Source organism: uncultured Acetatifactor sp., from assembly GCF_948601915.1.
GTDB lineage: Bacteria > Bacillota > Clostridia > Lachnospirales > Lachnospiraceae > Acetatifactor.
In genome coordinates, this window is record NZ_CAPDXS010000027.1 from 26,036 (window position 1) to 44,030 (window position 17,995).

General features: G+C 51.8%; 13 protein-coding genes. All 13 read left to right on the plus strand.

What is annotated here, in order from left to right:
- Window positions 1–83: 83 nt before the first annotated feature.
- Entirely contained in the window at window positions 84–776 is a 693-nt protein-coding gene (queC, locus tag Q2B33_RS06600) for a 7-cyano-7-deazaguanine synthase QueC (RefSeq protein WP_296478617.1), read from the plus strand.
- Entirely contained in the window at window positions 773–1,459 is a 687-nt protein-coding gene (locus Q2B33_RS06605) for a queuosine precursor transporter (RefSeq protein WP_296478619.1), read from the plus strand. Before queC ends, Q2B33_RS06605 begins: the two co-directional genes overlap by 4 nt.
- Complete coding sequence (gene queF, locus Q2B33_RS06610; RefSeq protein ID WP_296478621.1) at window positions 1,460–1,930, plus strand: preQ(1) synthase; 471 nt, start codon at window positions 1,460–1,462, stop codon at window positions 1,928–1,930.
- Between the two features lie 213 nt (window positions 1,931–2,143).
- Window positions 2,144–3,169, plus strand: coding sequence for a branched-chain amino acid aminotransferase (locus Q2B33_RS06615; protein WP_300564567.1), 1,026 nt, complete (start codon window positions 2,144–2,146; stop codon window positions 3,167–3,169).
- Window positions 3,170–3,508: 339 nt separating this feature from the next.
- Window positions 3,509–4,522, plus strand: coding sequence for a peptidylprolyl isomerase (locus Q2B33_RS06620; RefSeq protein WP_300898352.1), 1,014 nt, complete (start codon window positions 3,509–3,511; stop codon window positions 4,520–4,522).
- A gap of 211 nt (window positions 4,523–4,733) precedes the next feature.
- Entirely contained in the window at window positions 4,734–6,938 is a 2,205-nt protein-coding gene (gene htpG / locus Q2B33_RS06625) for a molecular chaperone HtpG (protein ID WP_300564563.1), read from the plus strand.
- Between the two features lie 215 nt (window positions 6,939–7,153).
- Window positions 7,154–7,531, plus strand: a complete 378-nt coding sequence (locus Q2B33_RS06630) for a BlaI/MecI/CopY family transcriptional regulator (protein WP_296474327.1) — start codon at window positions 7,154–7,156, stop codon at window positions 7,529–7,531.
- Between the two features lie 30 nt (window positions 7,532–7,561).
- The gene (locus tag Q2B33_RS06635) at window positions 7,562–10,324 is read left to right on the plus strand and encodes a M56 family metallopeptidase (protein WP_300564560.1); all 2,763 of its coding nucleotides are present in this window, start codon (window positions 7,562–7,564) and stop codon (window positions 10,322–10,324) included.
- Window positions 10,325–10,380: 56 nt separating this feature from the next.
- Window positions 10,381–13,041: a M56 family metallopeptidase gene (locus tag Q2B33_RS06640; RefSeq protein WP_300564516.1), complete on the plus strand. Its 2,661-nt coding sequence runs from the start codon at window positions 10,381–10,383 to the stop codon at window positions 13,039–13,041.
- Between the two features lie 471 nt (window positions 13,042–13,512).
- Window positions 13,513–14,292, plus strand: coding sequence for a transcriptional regulator (locus tag Q2B33_RS06645; RefSeq protein ID WP_300564513.1), 780 nt, complete (start codon window positions 13,513–13,515; stop codon window positions 14,290–14,292).
- A 308-nt stretch (window positions 14,293–14,600) separates the two neighbouring features.
- Entirely contained in the window at window positions 14,601–15,683 is a 1,083-nt protein-coding gene (locus Q2B33_RS06650; RefSeq protein WP_300564510.1) for a glycosyltransferase, read from the plus strand.
- 331 nt (window positions 15,684–16,014) lie between these two features.
- Window positions 16,015–17,244, plus strand: coding sequence for a glycosyltransferase family 4 protein (locus Q2B33_RS06655; protein ID WP_300564507.1), 1,230 nt, complete (start codon window positions 16,015–16,017; stop codon window positions 17,242–17,244).
- On the plus strand, window positions 17,244–17,995 hold a 752-nt coding region (locus Q2B33_RS06660), incomplete at its 3' end, for an EpsG family protein (RefSeq protein WP_300913918.1). The genes Q2B33_RS06655 and Q2B33_RS06660, both read left to right, overlap by 1 nt.

The following is a 17,995-nucleotide window of genomic DNA, read 5'->3' on the forward strand; positions in this document are numbered from 1 at the left end:
GGAACCCGATTTTATTGAATCCTGCGTTTTGCGGGATTTTTTTTGCTTTTTTATCCGGCTGAACTGTGATTGGAGGAAAATGTATGAAAGTACTGGTGTTGTCAAGCGGCGGCATTGACTCGACAGTCTGCCTGGCGCTTGCCGTAGAGAAGTATGGCTGTGAGAATGTGCTGAGCCTGTCTGTTTCTTATGGGCAGAAGCACAGCAATGAACTGAAAGCGGCGCGGAGGATTGCGCAGCATTATCATGTGCGGCATAAGGAACTGGATATGGGGATGATATTTGCGGGTTCAGACTGTACATTACTGGAGGGAAGGGGAGAGATTCCCAAGGGCACATATGCATCCCAGCTCCAGGAGAGTACCGGAAAACCGGTTTCTACCTATGTTCCGTTCCGGAACGGGCTGTTTCTGGCGGCAGCGGCGTCTGTTGCGCTGGCGGATGGATGTGAGAAGATCTATTATGGGGCGCATGCGGATGACAGCGCGGGAAACGCGTACCCGGATACTTCAGAAGCATTCCATGAAGCAATCAGCCGGGCAGTGTATGAAGGGAGCGGAAAGCAGTTGGAAATCGAGGCTCCATTTCTGCACAGCCATAAGGCAGATGTCGTCCGGACGGGGATGGGGCTTCAGGTGCCCTTTGCATTTACCTGGTCCTGTTACGAGGGCGGAGAAAAGCCGTGCGGAAAGTGCGCCACCTGTCTGGACAGAAGGAAAGCGTTTGAACTAAACGAAACTCAGGATCCGGCGGAATATGAGGAGGAGAAGAAATGACAAATTCTGTTTTGTTTATATTTTCAATTGTTTTTTATCTTTTTGCGGTGGTGATTGCCTACAAAATGTTCGGAAAGACAGGGCTGTATGTGTTTACGGCGATTTCAGCGATTCTTGCCAATATACAGGTGTGTAAAAATGTGGATATTTTCGGGCTTTCGACCACTGCGGGGAATACGCTTTATGCGGCAAGTTTTCTGGTGACGGATATCCTGTCTGAAAAGTATGGAAAGAAAGCGGCGCAGAAAGCAGTCTACATCGGTCTGTTTACAACCGTTGTTTTCCTGGTGGGAACACAGGGGCTGATCAGGTTTGTCCCGAACGCAAACGATATCATGAATGAGCCGATCACGATGCTGTTCGGTTTTGTGCCGAGGGTGGTTTTAGGAAGCACCCTGGGATATATCTGCTCACAGACGATAGATGTTACGCTTTATCATTTCATCTGGAAAAAGACAGGCGACAATGAAAGAAAGTTATGGCTTCGGAACTGTGGTTCGACTCTGACTTCCCAGGCTGTGGATACGCTGGTGTTTACGTTTGCCGCTTTCTGGGGTGTGTATGACACGGAGGTGTTTGTGAGTATTCTGCTTACAACGTATCTGTTCAAGGCGATTGTGGCTTTCTGCGATACGCCTTTCGTATATCTGGCAAGAAAGCTTAAAGTGAAGGAGGAACATTAAATGTCTGAGTTACATGCACTTGGAAAACAGACAAAATACCAAACGGATTATGCGCCGGAGGTACTTGAAAGTTTTGATAATAAACATATGGACAATGACTATTTCGTGAAATTCAATTGTCCAGAGTTTACCTCTCTCTGTCCGATTACGGGACAGCCGGATTTTGCGACGATTTACATATCTTATGTCCCGGATAGAAAAATGGTTGAGAGCAAATCCCTGAAACTGTATCTCTTTTCTTACAGAAATCATGGAGATTTTCATGAGGACTGCTGCAATAAGATTATGAAAGATCTGATAAATCTTATGGAACCGAAGTATATTGAAGTCTGGGGGAAATTCCTTCCAAGAGGAGGGATTTCGATTGATCCGTACTGTAATTACGGAAAGAAAGGGACAAAATGGGAGGAGATGGCTTTTGACCGTCTCGCCCATCATGACATGTATCCCGAAAAAGTAGATAACCGATAACGGATTTGGATGCCCCGTAGTCTTACGGGGCATCTGGCGTATCCGAAAATTTGATTCGACATTGCCTATACCTTCTTGAAGTATGAGACAAAGAAATCGGATAAGAAATAGGGCAAAAAATATTGACTTTTGGCCGGAAAAGTATAATAATTATGTAAAATAAAATTTATGGATAAAATAATGGTATAACCAATGGAAGGAAGGGAGAGGCAAGTGGAAAAGAAGAACATCGACTGGGGCAACATAGGCTTCGGGTATATGCAGACGGAGAAGCGGTATGTCTCTTATTATAAGAACGGCGCATGGGATCAGGGCGGCCTGACGGAGGATGCGAACATCGTCCTGAACGAGTGCGCGTGTGTCCTGCAGTATGCCCAGACCATATTTGAGGGCCTGAAGGCTTATACCACGGAGGACGGGCGCATCGTGGCGTTCCGGCCCGACCTGAACGCGGAGCGCATGATGGATTCCGCGAGGCGGCTGGAGATGCCGGCGTTCCCGGGGGAGCGGTTCATCGACGCTGTGGACAAGGCAGTGGCGGCCAATGCGGCCTATGTGCCGCCCTATGGCAGCGGGGCGACCCTTTACATCCGCCCCTATATGTTCGGCTCCAATTCCGTCATCGGCGTGAAGCCTGCGGATGAATATCAGTTCCGTATCTTCTGCACGCCTGTGGGGCCTTATTTCAAGGGCGGCGCAAAGCCCCTGACCATCTGCGTCAGCGATTTTGACCGGGCGGCGCCCCATGGGACAGGCCATATCAAGGCCGGCCTCAACTATGCCATGAGCCTGCATGCGATCGTGACGGCCCACAAGAACGGCTATGACGAGAACATGTATCTGGATCCCGGCACCCGCACCAAGGTGGAGGAGACCGGCGGGGCCAATTTCCTCTTCGTGACGAAAGACGGCAAGATCGTTACGCCCAAGTCGGAGAGCATCCTGCCCTCAATCACCCGCCGCTCCCTTGTCCATGTGGCAAAGGAGTACCTGGGGCTGGAGGCTGAGGAGCGGGAGGTGTACTTGGACGAGCTGAAGGACTTCGCGGAGTGCGGCCTGTGCGGCACGGCGGCGGTGATTTCCCCGGTGGGCAAGGTAGTGGATCATGGCAGGGAGATCTGCTTCCCCAGCGGCATGGCGGAGATGGGGCCTGTGACCAGGAAGCTCTATGATACCCTCACCGGTATCCAGATGGGCAGGATAGAGGCTCCCAAGGGATGGATCCACGTAATCGAATAAGGGATTGACGACAGAGACGGCCCATGCTCCACAGGAGCTCTTCCGCCAGGGGGAGCTTGTATGGGGCATGGGCAGATTTATTCCCGCGGGCAATGAGCCAAGCGGCCGTGCTTGCACAATGCCGCGAGGGTCAAATACCAAAGTGTCCGAAGGACACGTTCTGCTCTGCAGCGTTGCAAGCTTGATTATGGCGGTCGGCAGTTCGGAGGATTGGACGGATAGGGATGATGGAGAATGGATGTGAGGAATAGATGCCTGACAGGAAATGGCCCAAAAGGACGGCAGGGGCTGCGCCAAGGCTTATGCAGGCGGGTCGCTGCGCTGTTTTTCTGCGGTTTTTTGGCGATTGCGGCATTGTCTTCCTGCGGGGATGAAAACGGCGCAAAGGTGGTGTTCACCACCGGCATGGGCCAGGATGAGGTGTTCCGCATCGGCAGCGGGGTCTGTACCGTGCCGGAGATGATGGTGTATCTCACCAATACCCAGAACCAGTATGAGAGCGTCTATGGCCAGGAGGTGTGGAACATTTCCGTGGGGGGCGTGACCATGGAGGAGAATGTGAAGGATACGGTGCTGGCCAAGCTGGCCCAGATCAAGACCATGTACCTTTTGGCCCAGGACAGGGGGGTAGCCCTGGACGAGGCGGAGGCCGGCCGGGTGCAGCAGGCTGCTGCGGAGTATTTCGGATCCCTGAGCCGGCGGGAGGCGGAGCTCATGGGAGTGGAGGAGAAGACCATAGAGAAGCTCTATGAGGAGTACGCTCTGGCGGACAAGGTATATCGCTATATCATACAGGACGTGAATCCGGAAATCAGCGACGACGAGGCCCGCACCATCACGGTGCAGCATATCCTGCTGCGCACGTCCACGGTGGACGGGGCGGGGAACAGGGTGGACTATTCCGAGGAGCGCAGGCAGGAGGCCTACAGGAGCGCCGCTGAAATCCGCAGACAGGCAGTGCAGGAGGAGCAGGATTTCGTGGATCTGGCCACCCGCTACAGCGAGGACGATGTCATCAGCTGCTCCTTCGGCAAGGGGGAGATGGACATCGCCTTTGAGGAGGCCGCCTTCGCCCTGGAGACCGGGGAGGTGAGCCAGGTGGTGGAGACGGAATCCGGCTATGAGATCATCAAATGCCTCAGCACCTTCGACAGGGAGCAGACGGACCTGAACAAGCTGCAGATCGTGGAGGAGCGGCGCAGGGAGGTCTTCGGGCAGGAGTACGACGCCTTTGTGGAGACACTGGCCCGTCAGCTGAATGAGAAGGTCTGGGAGGAAATCGCGCTGCTCCGTGACGAAGAGGTGGAGACCACGGGGTTCTTCGATGTCTATGCAAAGTATTTTCCGGATTGATGCCTACTACAGCAGGGGCGTTTCCATAGTTTAGAAAAATTTTAGAAAGTGGGAAATCCAGTGTTTTCGGGCTTTCACGGCATGTTATTAGCACTCGATTAAAATGAGTGCTAATTTTGTCTTGACTTTTGGACAAGTCCGTCTTAAACTAAGTCTCAGGATTTGCGTTTACTGTTTTTTCATAAAAAATGGAAGAAAGGGATGTTGTAACATGGCAGCGAAGAGCGGTAATTTATCAATCAACAGCGAGAACATTTTTCCGATTATCAAAAAGTGGCTGTATAACGACCACGACATCTTTTACAGGGAGCTGATCTCCAACGGCTGCGATGCCGTGACGAAGCTGAAAAAACTGGACATGATGGGCGAGTATACCCTGCCGGAGGGATATAAGGCGAGGATAGACGTCATCGTCAATCCGGAGAAGAAGACCCTGACCTTCACGGACAATGGTTTAGGGATGACCGCGGACGAGGTGGAGGAGTACATCAACCAGATTGCTTTCTCCGGCGCATCCGACTTCATAGAGAAATATAAGGATAAGAGCAACGCGGATCAGATCATCGGCCATTTCGGACTGGGCTTCTACTCCGCCTTCATGGTGGCGGATGAAGTGCATATCGACACCCTGTCCTATCAGGAGGGCGCCAAGGCTGTCCACTGGGAGTGCGACGGCGGTACGGAATTCTCCATGGAGGAGGGGGACAGGACTGAGGTGGGCACTACCATCACCCTGTTCCTCAACGAGGACTGCCTGGAGTTCTGCAACGAGTACAAGGCCCGGGAGGTGCTGAAGAAGTACTGCTCCTTCATGCCCACGGAGATCTACCTGTCCAAGGCGGACACCAAGGAGACCCAGATCATCAAGGAGGACGAGAAGCGTGAGGACGATGAAGTCCTGGAGGTGATCGAGCCCGAGAAGAAGGAGAAGAAAAAGAAGGAAAAGAAAGAGAAAAAGGAGGAGGCCGGGGAGGCGGAATCCGATGGCGAGGCAGAGGAAGAGGAGGAAGAGCCGGAAGAAGAGCCCGTCAAGCTGAAAATCAAAAAGCGCCCGGAGCTTTTGAACGAGACTACGCCTCTGTGGGCGAAGCGTGCCAACGACTGCACCAAGGAGGAGTACCTGGAGTTCTACCGCAAGGTGTTCCATGACTATAAGGAGCCCCTGTTCTGGATCCACCTGAACATGGACTATCCCTTCAACTTAAAGGGCATCCTGTACTTCCCGAAGATCAACATGGAGTACGAGTCCATCGAGGGGACGATTAAGCTGTACAACAACCAGGTCTTCATCGCCGACAATATCAAGGAGGTCATCCCGGAGTTCCTGATGCTGCTCAAAGGCGTCATCGACTGTCCCGACCTGCCCCTGAACGTGTCCAGGAGCGCATTGCAGAACGACGGCTTCGTGAAGAAGATTTCCGAGTACATCTCCAAGAAGGTGGCGGACAAGCTGTCCGGCATGTGCAAGACGGAGAAGGAGGAGTACGACAAATACTGGGACGACATCAGCCCCTTCATCAAGTTCGGCTGCCTGAAGGACGACAAGTTCTGCGAGAGGATGAACGACTACATCCTGTTCAAGAACCTGGAGGGCAAGTACCTGACCCTGCCGGAGTGCCTGGAGGTGAAGCCTACGGACACTGGGGACGGCGCAGCAGAGGGCGCGGACAAAGAGGCTGCTGACGGCGAAGCGGTGAAAGAGGCTGGCGGCGCGGTGGATGAGAACGGCGAGAAAGTGGAGGCCGAGGTGGTCACCGACGAGGATGACCAGGCGAAGGACGGCGAGGAGGCCGAGGAGAAGAAAGAGAAGACCATCTACTACGTCACAGACGAGCAGCAGCAGGGCCAGTATATCAAGATGTTCAGGGACAACGGCATGGATGCCGTCATCCTGACCCACAATATCGACCAGCCTTTCATCCAGCAGTTGGAGTCCAAGAATGAGGGCGTGAAGTTCCAGAGGATCGATGCGGACGTGACGGATGCATTGAAGTCCGAGACCGATGAAGAGGCCGCCAAGGAGCTGGAGGAAGAGGCAAAGGCTCTGGGAGAGATTATGAAGAAAGTCCTGGAGAATGATAAACTCGTAGTCAAGGTGGAGAAGCTGAAAGACGAGAAGATTTCCTCCGTATTGACCCTGTCCGAGGAGAGCAGGCGCATGCAGGACATGATGAAGATGTATTCCATGCCCGGTATGGACATGGGCGGCTTTGGCGGCGAGGGCGAGACGCTGATTCTCAATGCCAACCATCCGCTGGTGCAGTATGTGAATGCCAACCAGGAGGGCGAGAACGTGGGGATGATCTGCGAGCAGCTCTATGATTTGGCGAAGATCCAGCAGGCTCCGCTGTCTCCCGAGGCCATGACCAAGTTCATCGCCAGGAGCAATGAGATTATGATGGTGCTGGCGAAGTAAGGGCTGGGGCCGTTTATATCTGAAAATCAGAATAGGAAAAGAAAGTTGCTTTGTGTTTGAGAAGGGCATGCGCCGGTGAGTGCATGCCCTTTTGCTGTGTATCTATTTGTTGCTTAAAAAGTTGGTATTTATTCTTGACAAAATGCGTCTAATGGGTTAGACTTTTGGGTAGAGGGAAGTCTAATGCATTAGTCGTATCTCGAAAGGAGGAGGAAATGGAGACACCGAAAGTATTTGAGAGCGAGTACCGCTTCTGCCTGATTCTGTGGGAGAATGAGCCAATCAACAGCACGAAGCTGGCCAGGCTGTGCAATGAGAGGCTGGGTTGGAGCCGCACCACCACTTACACTGTCATCCGGCGGCTGTCCGACAGAGGGATAGTCAAAAATGAGAATGCGGTGGTCACGTCACTGGTCTCTAAGGATGAGGTGCAGGCCGCGGAGATCGACGAGTTGGTAGAGAAGACATTCCAGGGCTCCATGCCCGCTTTCATCGCCGCCTTTACTAGGCGCAGAAAGCTATCCGGAGAAGAGGTGGCTGAGATCCGCCGGATGCTGGACAGGTATGAGGACGGGGAAGACGTGGAAGGATAGGCGCTGCCAGGGGGGGAAGGGAGGATAAGGATGGAGCATATTTTCGTAGAGGTCCTGAACCGGAGCATTGCGGCGGGATGGGCGATACTGGCGGTGGCGGCGCTGCGTCTGTTGATTCGAAGAGCGCCTAAGTGGATAAGCTGCCTTTTGTGGGCGGTGGTGGCGGTGCGGCTGGTCTGCCCTTTTTCGCTGGAGAGCGTGTTCAGCCTGATTCCCAGCAAAGAGACGGTGCGCAGTGACGCGGCGGATCTGGATGGGAATTTTGTGGACAGCGGCATCCGGTTCCTGGACGATGCCGTGAATCCGGCACTGCGCAGGTCCTTTGGCTCCGCTGCCATACCGGAGACGGTGGAGGACGGTGATGCGGGCGCAGGCCCTGGCATAGGGAGGGAAGCGGGCGCAGACGCTTACCTGAGGACGGGCACAGGCGTGAATCCGGCGCAGCGCGTGCTTTCTATTACCGGAATCATATGGATTGTCGGCATGGGGATTTTGGCCCTGTATTCCCTTGCCTCTTATATCAGACTGTGGCGCAGGGTGCGGACTGCGGTGCGGCTGGAGGAAGCTGTATATGTGAGCGAATTCGCGGATACGCCTTTTATCCTGGGCATAACACGGCCCCGCATCTATCTGCCCTCCGGCATGCCGGAAGAGATGCGTGCCCCGGTGCTGGCCCATGAGCGTGCCCATCTAAGGCGGCTGGACAATCTGTGGAAGATGTGCGGGTATGCTCTGGTCTGCGTCTATTGGTTCCATCCGCTGGTCTGGGTGGCGTATTCCCTGCTCTGCAGGGACATAGAGATGGCCTGCGACGAGCGTGTCATCAAAGGGTATGATGCGCACAAGAGGAGGATGTACTCGGAGGCTCTGCTGGCGTGCAGTCTTGACAGGCGTGGGGGCTTCGGATATCCGTTGGCTTTCGGGGAAGTGGGGGTCAGGGAGAGGATCAAGTCCGTGATTCAGTATAAGAAGCCCAGGTTCTGGGTGGCCATGGCGGCAGCGGTGGCTTGTATCGCAGTGGCAGTGTGCTTTTTGACAAATCCGGTGGGTTCTGAGGACGGTTCCGGGGAGGGGCAGTCACTGGCCGCAGGAGCAGACAGCGCGACCGAAGCGGGCAGAGGAAATGGGTCGGAGAACAGGTATGCCGGGGCGAATGCAAGCGGGACGAACCGGGGGACAGTGCCGGACGGACAGGGCGGCGATGGTATGGACGGGCCTGGCGGAGCGGGGACAGGAGGAGACGAGGATAAGGCGTACAAGGGCGGAGCGGCTGGAGAGCCGGATGGTGCAGGCGGGACAGAAGTGACTTCCGTATCGGGGGATTCGGCGGAAGAGGGTCTGACGGAAATGGAAGCGGAGGAGAGGGCTTTGCGGGAGGCTTTGGTAAGCGAATGGGCCCAGGCCTTTGTGGAGCGGGACGGAAATGCCGTCCAGCGCCTGGCGACTGAGGGAGTGGCGGACGACCTGGAGTCGCGGGACATGCTCTCCGGGCCCCAGGGGCAGCGCAGCTTCGGCCTCTCCAGCCCATGGCCTGAGGATGCGGACAAAGATGCCGCGGTATATGAAATCGCTCCAGAGTACGCGAGTATCCTCTACTATGCAAGGACATCAGAACCCCACGTGACTGCCTGGAAGGAGCGGATCTTCTATAGAAAGCAGGATGGCGGTTATGTGGTGACCAGAGAGGAACTTACCTGGCTGGACGATATCTCCACTTTGAAAGAATATTCTGAGGCTTACGGATATTTCGGAATCGACGGTACTGCCATGGACTATGAGACCAATGGGCTGGGAGAGGCGCTGAACAGCAAAGCCCTGCTCAGCTCCGGCACAGACTATCAGGATCTCTTCCAGCCGGAGAGGGCTGCCAGGAGGCTGTTGAACCTGGATGCTTCCGAGGTAAAGCTGGAACGCATCTACGAGGAACCAGGCGAGATAAACTTCTATGTCTGGCTTCCGGGGGGAGAGGATTCCCCTATGCCCATTACCATGATGCAGCCCTATGGCCGGGAGGGAATCTGGATACCGAAGGACCGCAGGGTGGACGTGATAGCCAGGTTCAGGAGGACAGACTGGGACGAAATCCGTGACAGGAATATGATTCTTGTAAACGAGCCCGGACGCTGGAATCATGTGGTCTTGATCGCGGAGCTTCCGGAAGAGGGCATCAGGCTTTATGGCTATAATGACGTGGAGTGCTCCTACCAGGGCGTCGCTGTGGAGATTAACGAAGATGCGTTCTATTTCGATTGGGATTACACGACTGACCGACATCTCCTGCCGGAATGCTACTGGAACGGGGAGAAGAGGCAGCTCCAGGTGGCGCTGAACAGCTACGCGGGGCACAATGCCGCGGCCCAGGCACTGCATGTGCTGGAATATGACGACTATGGCGTCTTGTATGACAGCGACTGGCTGGAGCCGGAGGATATGCAGGAGATGCTGCAGAATAGGATTGGATTCTCCATAGACGAGGAGACAGGGCGATTGCGGCTGTTGGACAAGAGGGATCACACGGATCTGGGGACAGTGGACATCGGGGTGCATGAGGCGGAGGGCTTCGGATTGGAGCTTGGGATGTTCTCCAGCTTCTCTCTGGGAGAGGACATCAAGCTCCTGGTGGAGCCGGGATATTATCGGGAGGGCGCTAGCGGCGCCGAATATCCGGACGACATGCCGACGCTGGAGGTGGAGATTCTTCTGCGAGGGGGCAATGGGAATCGTCGGCTCGTTGATTTTGGAGAGATTCAGTGCATTCCCGGTGGGGATGGGACGCTTTCTAGGGAGAAGTAGGCACTGGGGGGCCCGGGAATCTAGTGCCCGCCAGAGGCGGGCATGGAGGTGTAAGTATGGAACAAATTTTTCTGGAGATTGTGAACAGGAGCATAACAGCCGGATGGGTGATCCTGGCGGTGGCGGCCCTGCGGCTGATGGTTCGGAAAGCGCCTAAATGGACGGTCTGCCTGCTATGGGCGCTGGTGGCGGTGCGGCTGGTCTGTCCTTTCTCGCTGGAGAGCGCATTCAGCCTGATTCCCAGCAGGGAGACGGTGCACGGCGGCGCAGGCGGTCTGGAGGGAAATTTTGTGGATAGCGGCATCCGGTTTCTGGACGATGCCGTGAATCCGGCGCTTCGCAATTCCTTTGATTCCGCTGCCATATCAGGCGCGGGGCTGAACGGGGCCGCGGGCGGGGACAGGGATACAGTTGCCGATACAGGCAGATATCCAGATGCCGATCCGATGGGACACGCCCTTTCTGCCGCGGGAATCCTATGGATTGCCGGTATGGGGATTTTGGCCCTGTATTCTCTGGCCGCCTATATCAGGCTGCGGCGCAGGGTGCGGACTGCGGTGCGCCTGGAGGGATCGGTATATGTGAGCGAGTTCGCGGACACGCCCTTTATCCTGGGCATAGCAAGGCCCCGCATCTATCTGCCGTCCGGCATGCCGGAGGAGATGCGCGCCCTGGTGCTGGCCCATGAACAGGCCCATCTAAGGCGGCTGGACAATCTGTGGAAGCTGGCTGGGTATCTCCTGGTCTGCGTCTACTGGTTCCACCCGCTGGTCTGGGTGGCGTATTCCCTCTTCTGCAGGGACATAGAGCTGGCTTGTGACGAAAGCGTCATAAAAGAGTATGATGCGCATGGCAGGAGGATGTATTCGGAGGCGCTGCTGGCGTGCAGCCTTGACAGGCGCGCGGCTTTCGGATACCCGCTGGCTTTCGGGGAAGTGGGGGTCAGGGAGAGAATCAAGACCGTGATTCATTATAAAAAGCCGGCATTCTGGGCAATAGTGGCGGCGGTTGCTGTCTGTATCGCGGCAGCGATATGCTTTCTGACGGATCCGGTGGGATCCGGGGAGGATTCAGGAGACGGGCTGTCGCTGGCTGCGGGAGCAGGCAAGGCTGCCGGAGCGGGGACAGGAGAGGGCGCTGCTGGCGGACTGGATGGAGAAGGTGGAGCTGCCCGCAGCGACGGCGAGATGACTGACGGCGAGGCATCCGACAGCGATGATGGGATGTCCGGCAGAGAGAGCCAGGCAGAAGGGAGCTCCTCTTCGGTGGATCCGATGGATATGGCAGGGGCGGACAGGGCTTTGCCGGAAGCTTTCGTGAACCAATGGGCCGAAGCTTTCGTCAACCGGGACGGCAATGCCATCGAATCCCTTGCATCCGAGGAGCTGGCAGGGGAGATGCTCCAGGGGCCGGAAGGACAGAGGGAGTTCGGCGTCTCCAGCCCGTGGCCCAGAGAGGTGGATCGGGACATCCGTGTGCTGAGCGTCGAGGAGGAGAAGGCGCAGGTATGCTATTATGCCTGGACATCGGATCCCCATGTGAGCGTCTGGAGGGAGGAAATCTCCTATGAGCTTCAGGAGGGGAGATATATGGCCACCGCCGAGTCGCTGACCTATCTGGATGACATCTCCACCAACGAAGCTTTCGGGATGGCCTATGACAGCTGCCCTATAGAGGGCAGCGCCATGGACTATGAGAGCAACGGGGCAGGCGAGGACCTCAATGCGAACGCGCTCCTGAGCTCGACTGAGGAGTACCGCGGCCTGTTTGAGCCGGAGGGCGCGGCGGTGGCGCTCCTGAACCTGTCCGATGACCCCTCCGAGGTAAGGCTGGAGCGCATCTATGAGGAGAGCGGTTCGGTGAATCTGGAGATTCTGTTTTTGAAGGACGAGGATGCCCTGCCCATTCCAATCACTATGGTACAGCCATATGGGGAGGAAGGAATCTGGATTCCGAAGGATTATGCCGTAGATGTGATAGCCAGGTTCCAGAGGATGGACTGGGACGAAATCAGGAGCAGGCATCTGTCTGTCACAAATGATCCCGGCATCTGGAGAGATGTAATCTGCATCGCGGAGATTCCGGAGGAAAGCATCAAAATCTATGGCTATAATGACGCGGAGCGGTCCGGCGAGGGAGTGGCTATAGAGATTGGCAGGGATGTAAATTATTTTGATTGGATTTATACTTCTGCCCAGTGCCGTCTGCCGGAATGCTATTGGAACCAGGCGGACGGGCAGCTCCAGGTGGCGCTGAATGTCTACACCGGTACCGGTGTCTTTGCCCAGGAGCTGCATGTCCTACAGTACGATGACGACAATGTCTTGCAGGACTACGCGCTGGAGCTGGACGAGATGCAGGAGAAGCTATACGAGAGGATTGGATATTACATAGGGGAGGACAAAAAGTCTCTGTGGCTGTTCGACAAGAGGAATCATAAGCAGCTGGGCAAGGTGGACATCAGCGAGAGTGGGGCAGAGAGCCTTGAGCTGGAGCTGGGCCTGATTTCCAGCTACTCTCTGGGAGAGGGCATCAAGCTCCTGGTGGAGCCGGGATATTGGGTGGAGGGCTCTGCCATTGCCGAATATCCGGAGGATATGCCGCAGCTGGAGGTGGAAGTGCTCCTGTCGGAGCGGGATGGGAAGATACAGCTTGCTTATTTCGGAGAGATCAAAGGGGATCCTGAATCGGTTGAGTTTATAGAATCTGTAGAATAACAGCCCTGGAAACCGGAGAGAAAGCATCGTATGTCTTAGTGTATTATAAAAAAGTTCGCCTAACTGGCATGTTAGGCGAACTTTTTTATTACTTCCTACATTTTATACCCAATGTGCGGGCAGTGCAAGTCTAAATTAATTTTTGTCAATATTTGCTAATTTCTCTTAGGTTTCCCATGTTTTTTCATATATTTCGCAGAGAAATTTTGGCTAAATTACTATATTTGGTACTTGGCCATCATTTTTGTGCCGCTTTTCAGAGGGAGGCGCGGGGGCTGAAAAAGGCCCAAAAAGTTCGCCTAACATGCCAGTAAGGCGAACTTTTTGGAGGACGGCAGGGGGGCGAAGGGCTGTCTGGGGACTTTTGAGATGTACGGGCAGAGGGGTGGAGCATTCTCCTGCGCATTCAGGAGGAGGCACGACAGTCCGGATGTCCTGCTTGGAAATGGCAGTAAGGGGATTTGGGGCGAAATGGCGGAGACGAGTGGGAACGGATATGACAGGAAGCCTGGACGGCTTCCCGGTGTCAAGTACTATGAGCGGATGCGGGAGCTGGGATGCTTCACTTTGCAGGATGTCACGGACATGGTGGGGGAGCGGTCGGCGGTGCCCTATCTTGTCAATGATTACCAGAGGAAGGGCTACATCGACCGGATACACCGGAACCTGTATACCGTGATGGATACGGAGCGGGAGGAGCCGATGCTGACCAAGTACCAGATTGGCAGCAGGCTGTTCCCGGATGCGTATCTATGCCTCCGCAGCGCTTTCGAGGCGTGGGGATATGCGCCACAGGCAGGAAACGAGGTGCTCGTGGCTACCGGGACGCGGTTCACGGACTTTCGGTATAATGGAGTGTTCTACCGGAGGGTCAACCCCAAAGCCGGGGCTGAAAAAGCATGGGTGGCAGGGGCTCTGGTGACAGGGCTGGAGCAGACAGTGGTGGACAGCCTCCATAGCTTTGAGGGGAGCAGAGGGCTGGAGGATGCGGTGGAGTGCATCGTGCGCCTGCCGCAGTTGGATGCGGACAAGCTGCTGGAGTGCCTGGCGAGGTATGGGAATGGGTATCTTTATCAGAAGTGCGGGTATGTGCTGGAGCAGCTACAGGAGTATGTGGGGCTGCCGGAGAGGTTCTTTCGGGAGTGCAGGGGGCATTGTGCTAGTACGGTGAGGTATATGGTGAAGGGGGCGGAAGGATTAATCTACCATAAGAGGTGGGGAATCTATGCACCGTATTTTAAGAAGGGGTGAGTATAGACCGCGGCGGTTTATAGGGTTTAGGTAGGAGGGGTTACAGAAAGAGTTCGGAGGAAGGGGAAAGGATGGCGGGCAAAAAGGTATGTTTTGCAGCTAAATCGTATCAACTAATATTATGAATCTTGCAAAAGTTGGTGGTTACTGGTAACAGGTACTGCGGATGTTGAGAAAGTAAAGAAGATAACCAAGACCATCGTCCCGCTGATGCAGAAAGGGGTGAGGCTGGTGGTTGGGTATATTGTGTTGTAAATTCTGAATTGACGGTTTTGCTAGAATCCTATGAAAGGACAGCAAGGAAGTATATGGCTGAGAAGAAAAAAATATTGTTCATAGTGGAAGCCATGGGTGGCGGTGTGTTCACGTATATAGTGGATTTAGCAAATGAATTGGTGAATGTCTTTGATATGTATATTGCTTATGCAGTCCGTAAACAGACACCAGCTGACTTTATGAATTATTTTGATAAAAGGATACACTTGATTGAGGTTAGGAACTTTAAGCGTGCGATAAGTTTGCCAAAGGATATAAGGGCATTCTTTGAAATTAGGGACATTTCAAAGAATGTGCAGCCAGATGTCATCCATCTGCATAGCAGTAAAGCTGGGGCTTTAGGACGGTGGGCTTTTAACGGGAAAAAGATACCGCTGTTCTATACTCCACATGGTTACAGTTACTTGATGCAGAACCACAGTATCGTTAAAAGAACAATTTATAAGATTGTTGAAACGATATGTGGCAGACGGAATTGTATTACTATAAGCTGTAGCGCAGGTGAACATCAGGAAAGTCAAAAATTTACCAGAAATGCAACGTATGTAGATAATGGTATTGATATAAATGAACTGCAGAAATTGATAGATTCTACTGTAATCAGTAAGGAGCGCCCCTCCATAGTGTTTACACTGGGAAGAATTTGCTACCAGAAGAATCCAGCACTGTTTAACCAGATTGCTTTGGCTATGCCGAACGAGAAGTTTCTCTGGATTGGAGATGGGGAATTAAGGAAGGAGTTGACTGCTCCGAATATTGAGGTTACAGGATGGACAGAAAGAGGTGAAGCTTTAAAGTATTTACTTCAAGGAGATGTATTCCTATTAACCTCGCTGTGGGAAGGATTGCCTATAGCATTGCTGGAATCCATGTATATGAAGAAGCCGTGTGTGGTCAGCAACGTGATTGGAAATCGTGATGTGATAAAAAATGGTGTCAATGGATTTGTCTGCGATGATGTTAGTGAATTCGTAGATGCCATCAAATCTGTCGATGCTCACAAGGAGTACATAGATAGGGCCTATAACGATGTGGTGGAGAAATATAATACGAGAGTAATGGCAGATAAATATAGTAAGATTTATATGAATATTATATCAGGGGAAATGGTGTAATGACAGGTTTAACCAACAAAATGAGTTGATGGGAATAGGCCTGAAAATGCCAATACAGATTGAGATGGACTTTATCCAAAACGATTTATTGTTGAGAATGAGATAGAAATGGTTGGAGGGGCTACCCTATAAAAATGAGTGGATATAGATGATGAACACAGAGGGCGGTATGAGGTAATTTGACCGCTGTGGATGATACGGGCTGGGTATTATCAAAGATTGTAAAAAAATGCGGGAAAAGCAATGTGCGGTTTGGTAAAGATGGCGGATGAGCTTAATCCAGGAGATTATACTCAAAAGTTGATGAACATTTATATGAGATGAGATTTTTATGGAAGAACAAAAAATTGCATTTATTACATCAGGGTATTTTCCCATTCCCCCAGTGATGGGCGGTGCAGTAGAAAACCTTGTGTATGCTCTTTTGAGGGAAAATGAAAATAACAGAGAGTTTAAATTTACAGTATTTAGCTCATTTGATGAAAGAGCCAGTATGTTGGCTGATACATTTGCTGAAACGGAATTTGTGTTCATAAAAACGCCAGAATTAATAAAAAGGATAGATGCATTCATTTATAGATTTGTGACGAACATATTAAAATGGACTAAGAATCTGTCTTATCGGTATATTATGCAGAGACTTTGGTATTCATTAAAGGTGGCATCTCATTTAAGAATAAATACATATGACAGAATTGTTATTGAAAATACGCCTACATCATTTCTTGCCTTGAAGTGGAAATCGCATTGGAAGAAATATAGGGATCGTACAGTTTACCATCTGCATAACGAAGTCGGAAGTACTTTTACTTGTAGGAAAATGATTTCTGATACTCCTGTGGTAATTGGCATCAGCCAATTTATACTTAATAGATTCATGGACAAATTTCCTTCTTTCAAAGGAGAAGCGAAGCTACTGAAGAATTGCATCGTATCTGAAAATCGCACGAACGAAGAGATGAAAGGTTTTTATCGGGATATCAGGAGCATATATGGGATTGGAGAACGAACATTTTTAGTGTTATATGTTGGAAGGCTATCTCCAGAAAAAGGTGTTCTGGAGTTGGTAGAAGCATATAAGAAATGTGATTTTGATGATGCCTGCCTTTTAATTGTTGGTGGTAGTTATTATTCATCTGATGTAAAAAGCAAATATGAAGATTTATTGCGAGGAGCTGCAAAAGGTGGGAAAGGAAAGGTCATTTTTACAGGATATGTCGACCATGAAGGTATAGATGCCTATTATCGTTCTGCGGATGTGGCAGTATTCCCGGCAATGTGGGAGGAACCGGCTGGACTAACTATTATTGAGGCCATGGGGAAGGCGATTCCAGTTATTACAACCGATGCAGGAGGTATACCGGAATATGTGGACGAGGAGAGTGCAGTGGTGATTCAAAGAACAGATTCTTTCATAGATGACATTGCATGCTCACTTGTTAAGGTAAAAACGAATCCAGACTGGGCAGGAACAATTGCAAGGAGAGGAAAAATTAAGGCTAGTGAGTACAGTACAGCCAACTACTATAAAAAATTTACTGAAATCATGAGGGAAAACTGATGCATGTATATTTGGTAACTATTATAAGTTCATTGATGTTGTTTTTCCTGTGCTCACCGAGGAGAAAGCGAAAAGATATTGCTGTGAGAAGCCATCTCAAAAAAAGGCTAACAATTCGACGGACAGCTATTGGAGTAGCGTTAGCTGCATTTCCTCCTATGATTGTAGCAGCAGTTAGATACAAGGTAGGAACAGACTATGTTGCGACTTATTATACAGGGTTTTACCGCATCCTTAATGGAAGCACAGTCGATGGGTTTGAATTTGGATATTATTGGTTTAACCGGCTCATTCAAGTGTTTACGGATAACGTTTTCGTTCTGTTTGCGATAACAGCAGTGATTTTTGTGGCGGTATCTTTTGCGGCAATTTACGAAGAATCATACAATGTACCTCTGAGCATCCTTTTGTTTTTTGTTACGCGTTACTATTTTGTTGGAATGAATATTGTAAGACAGTTCATTGCTGCCGCTATTCTTGTATATTCAATCAGATATGTGCTTCATCATGATTTGAAAAAATACATAGTGTGCATAATTCTTGCCTTTTCTATGCACTATACATCAATTATTTTTTTGCCAGTATATTTTCTGCCCAGATTAAGGATATCGGTAAAGCGGCTGATAACCATAATTATAGGAGAGCTAGCCTTTTTTTCTTTTGGAGTAGGCTGGTTTATTAGTTTTTTGCAGGACACAAAATATGGTCGTCTTATAGCAAGACATGATGTATGCGGAATTAAGTTTACTAT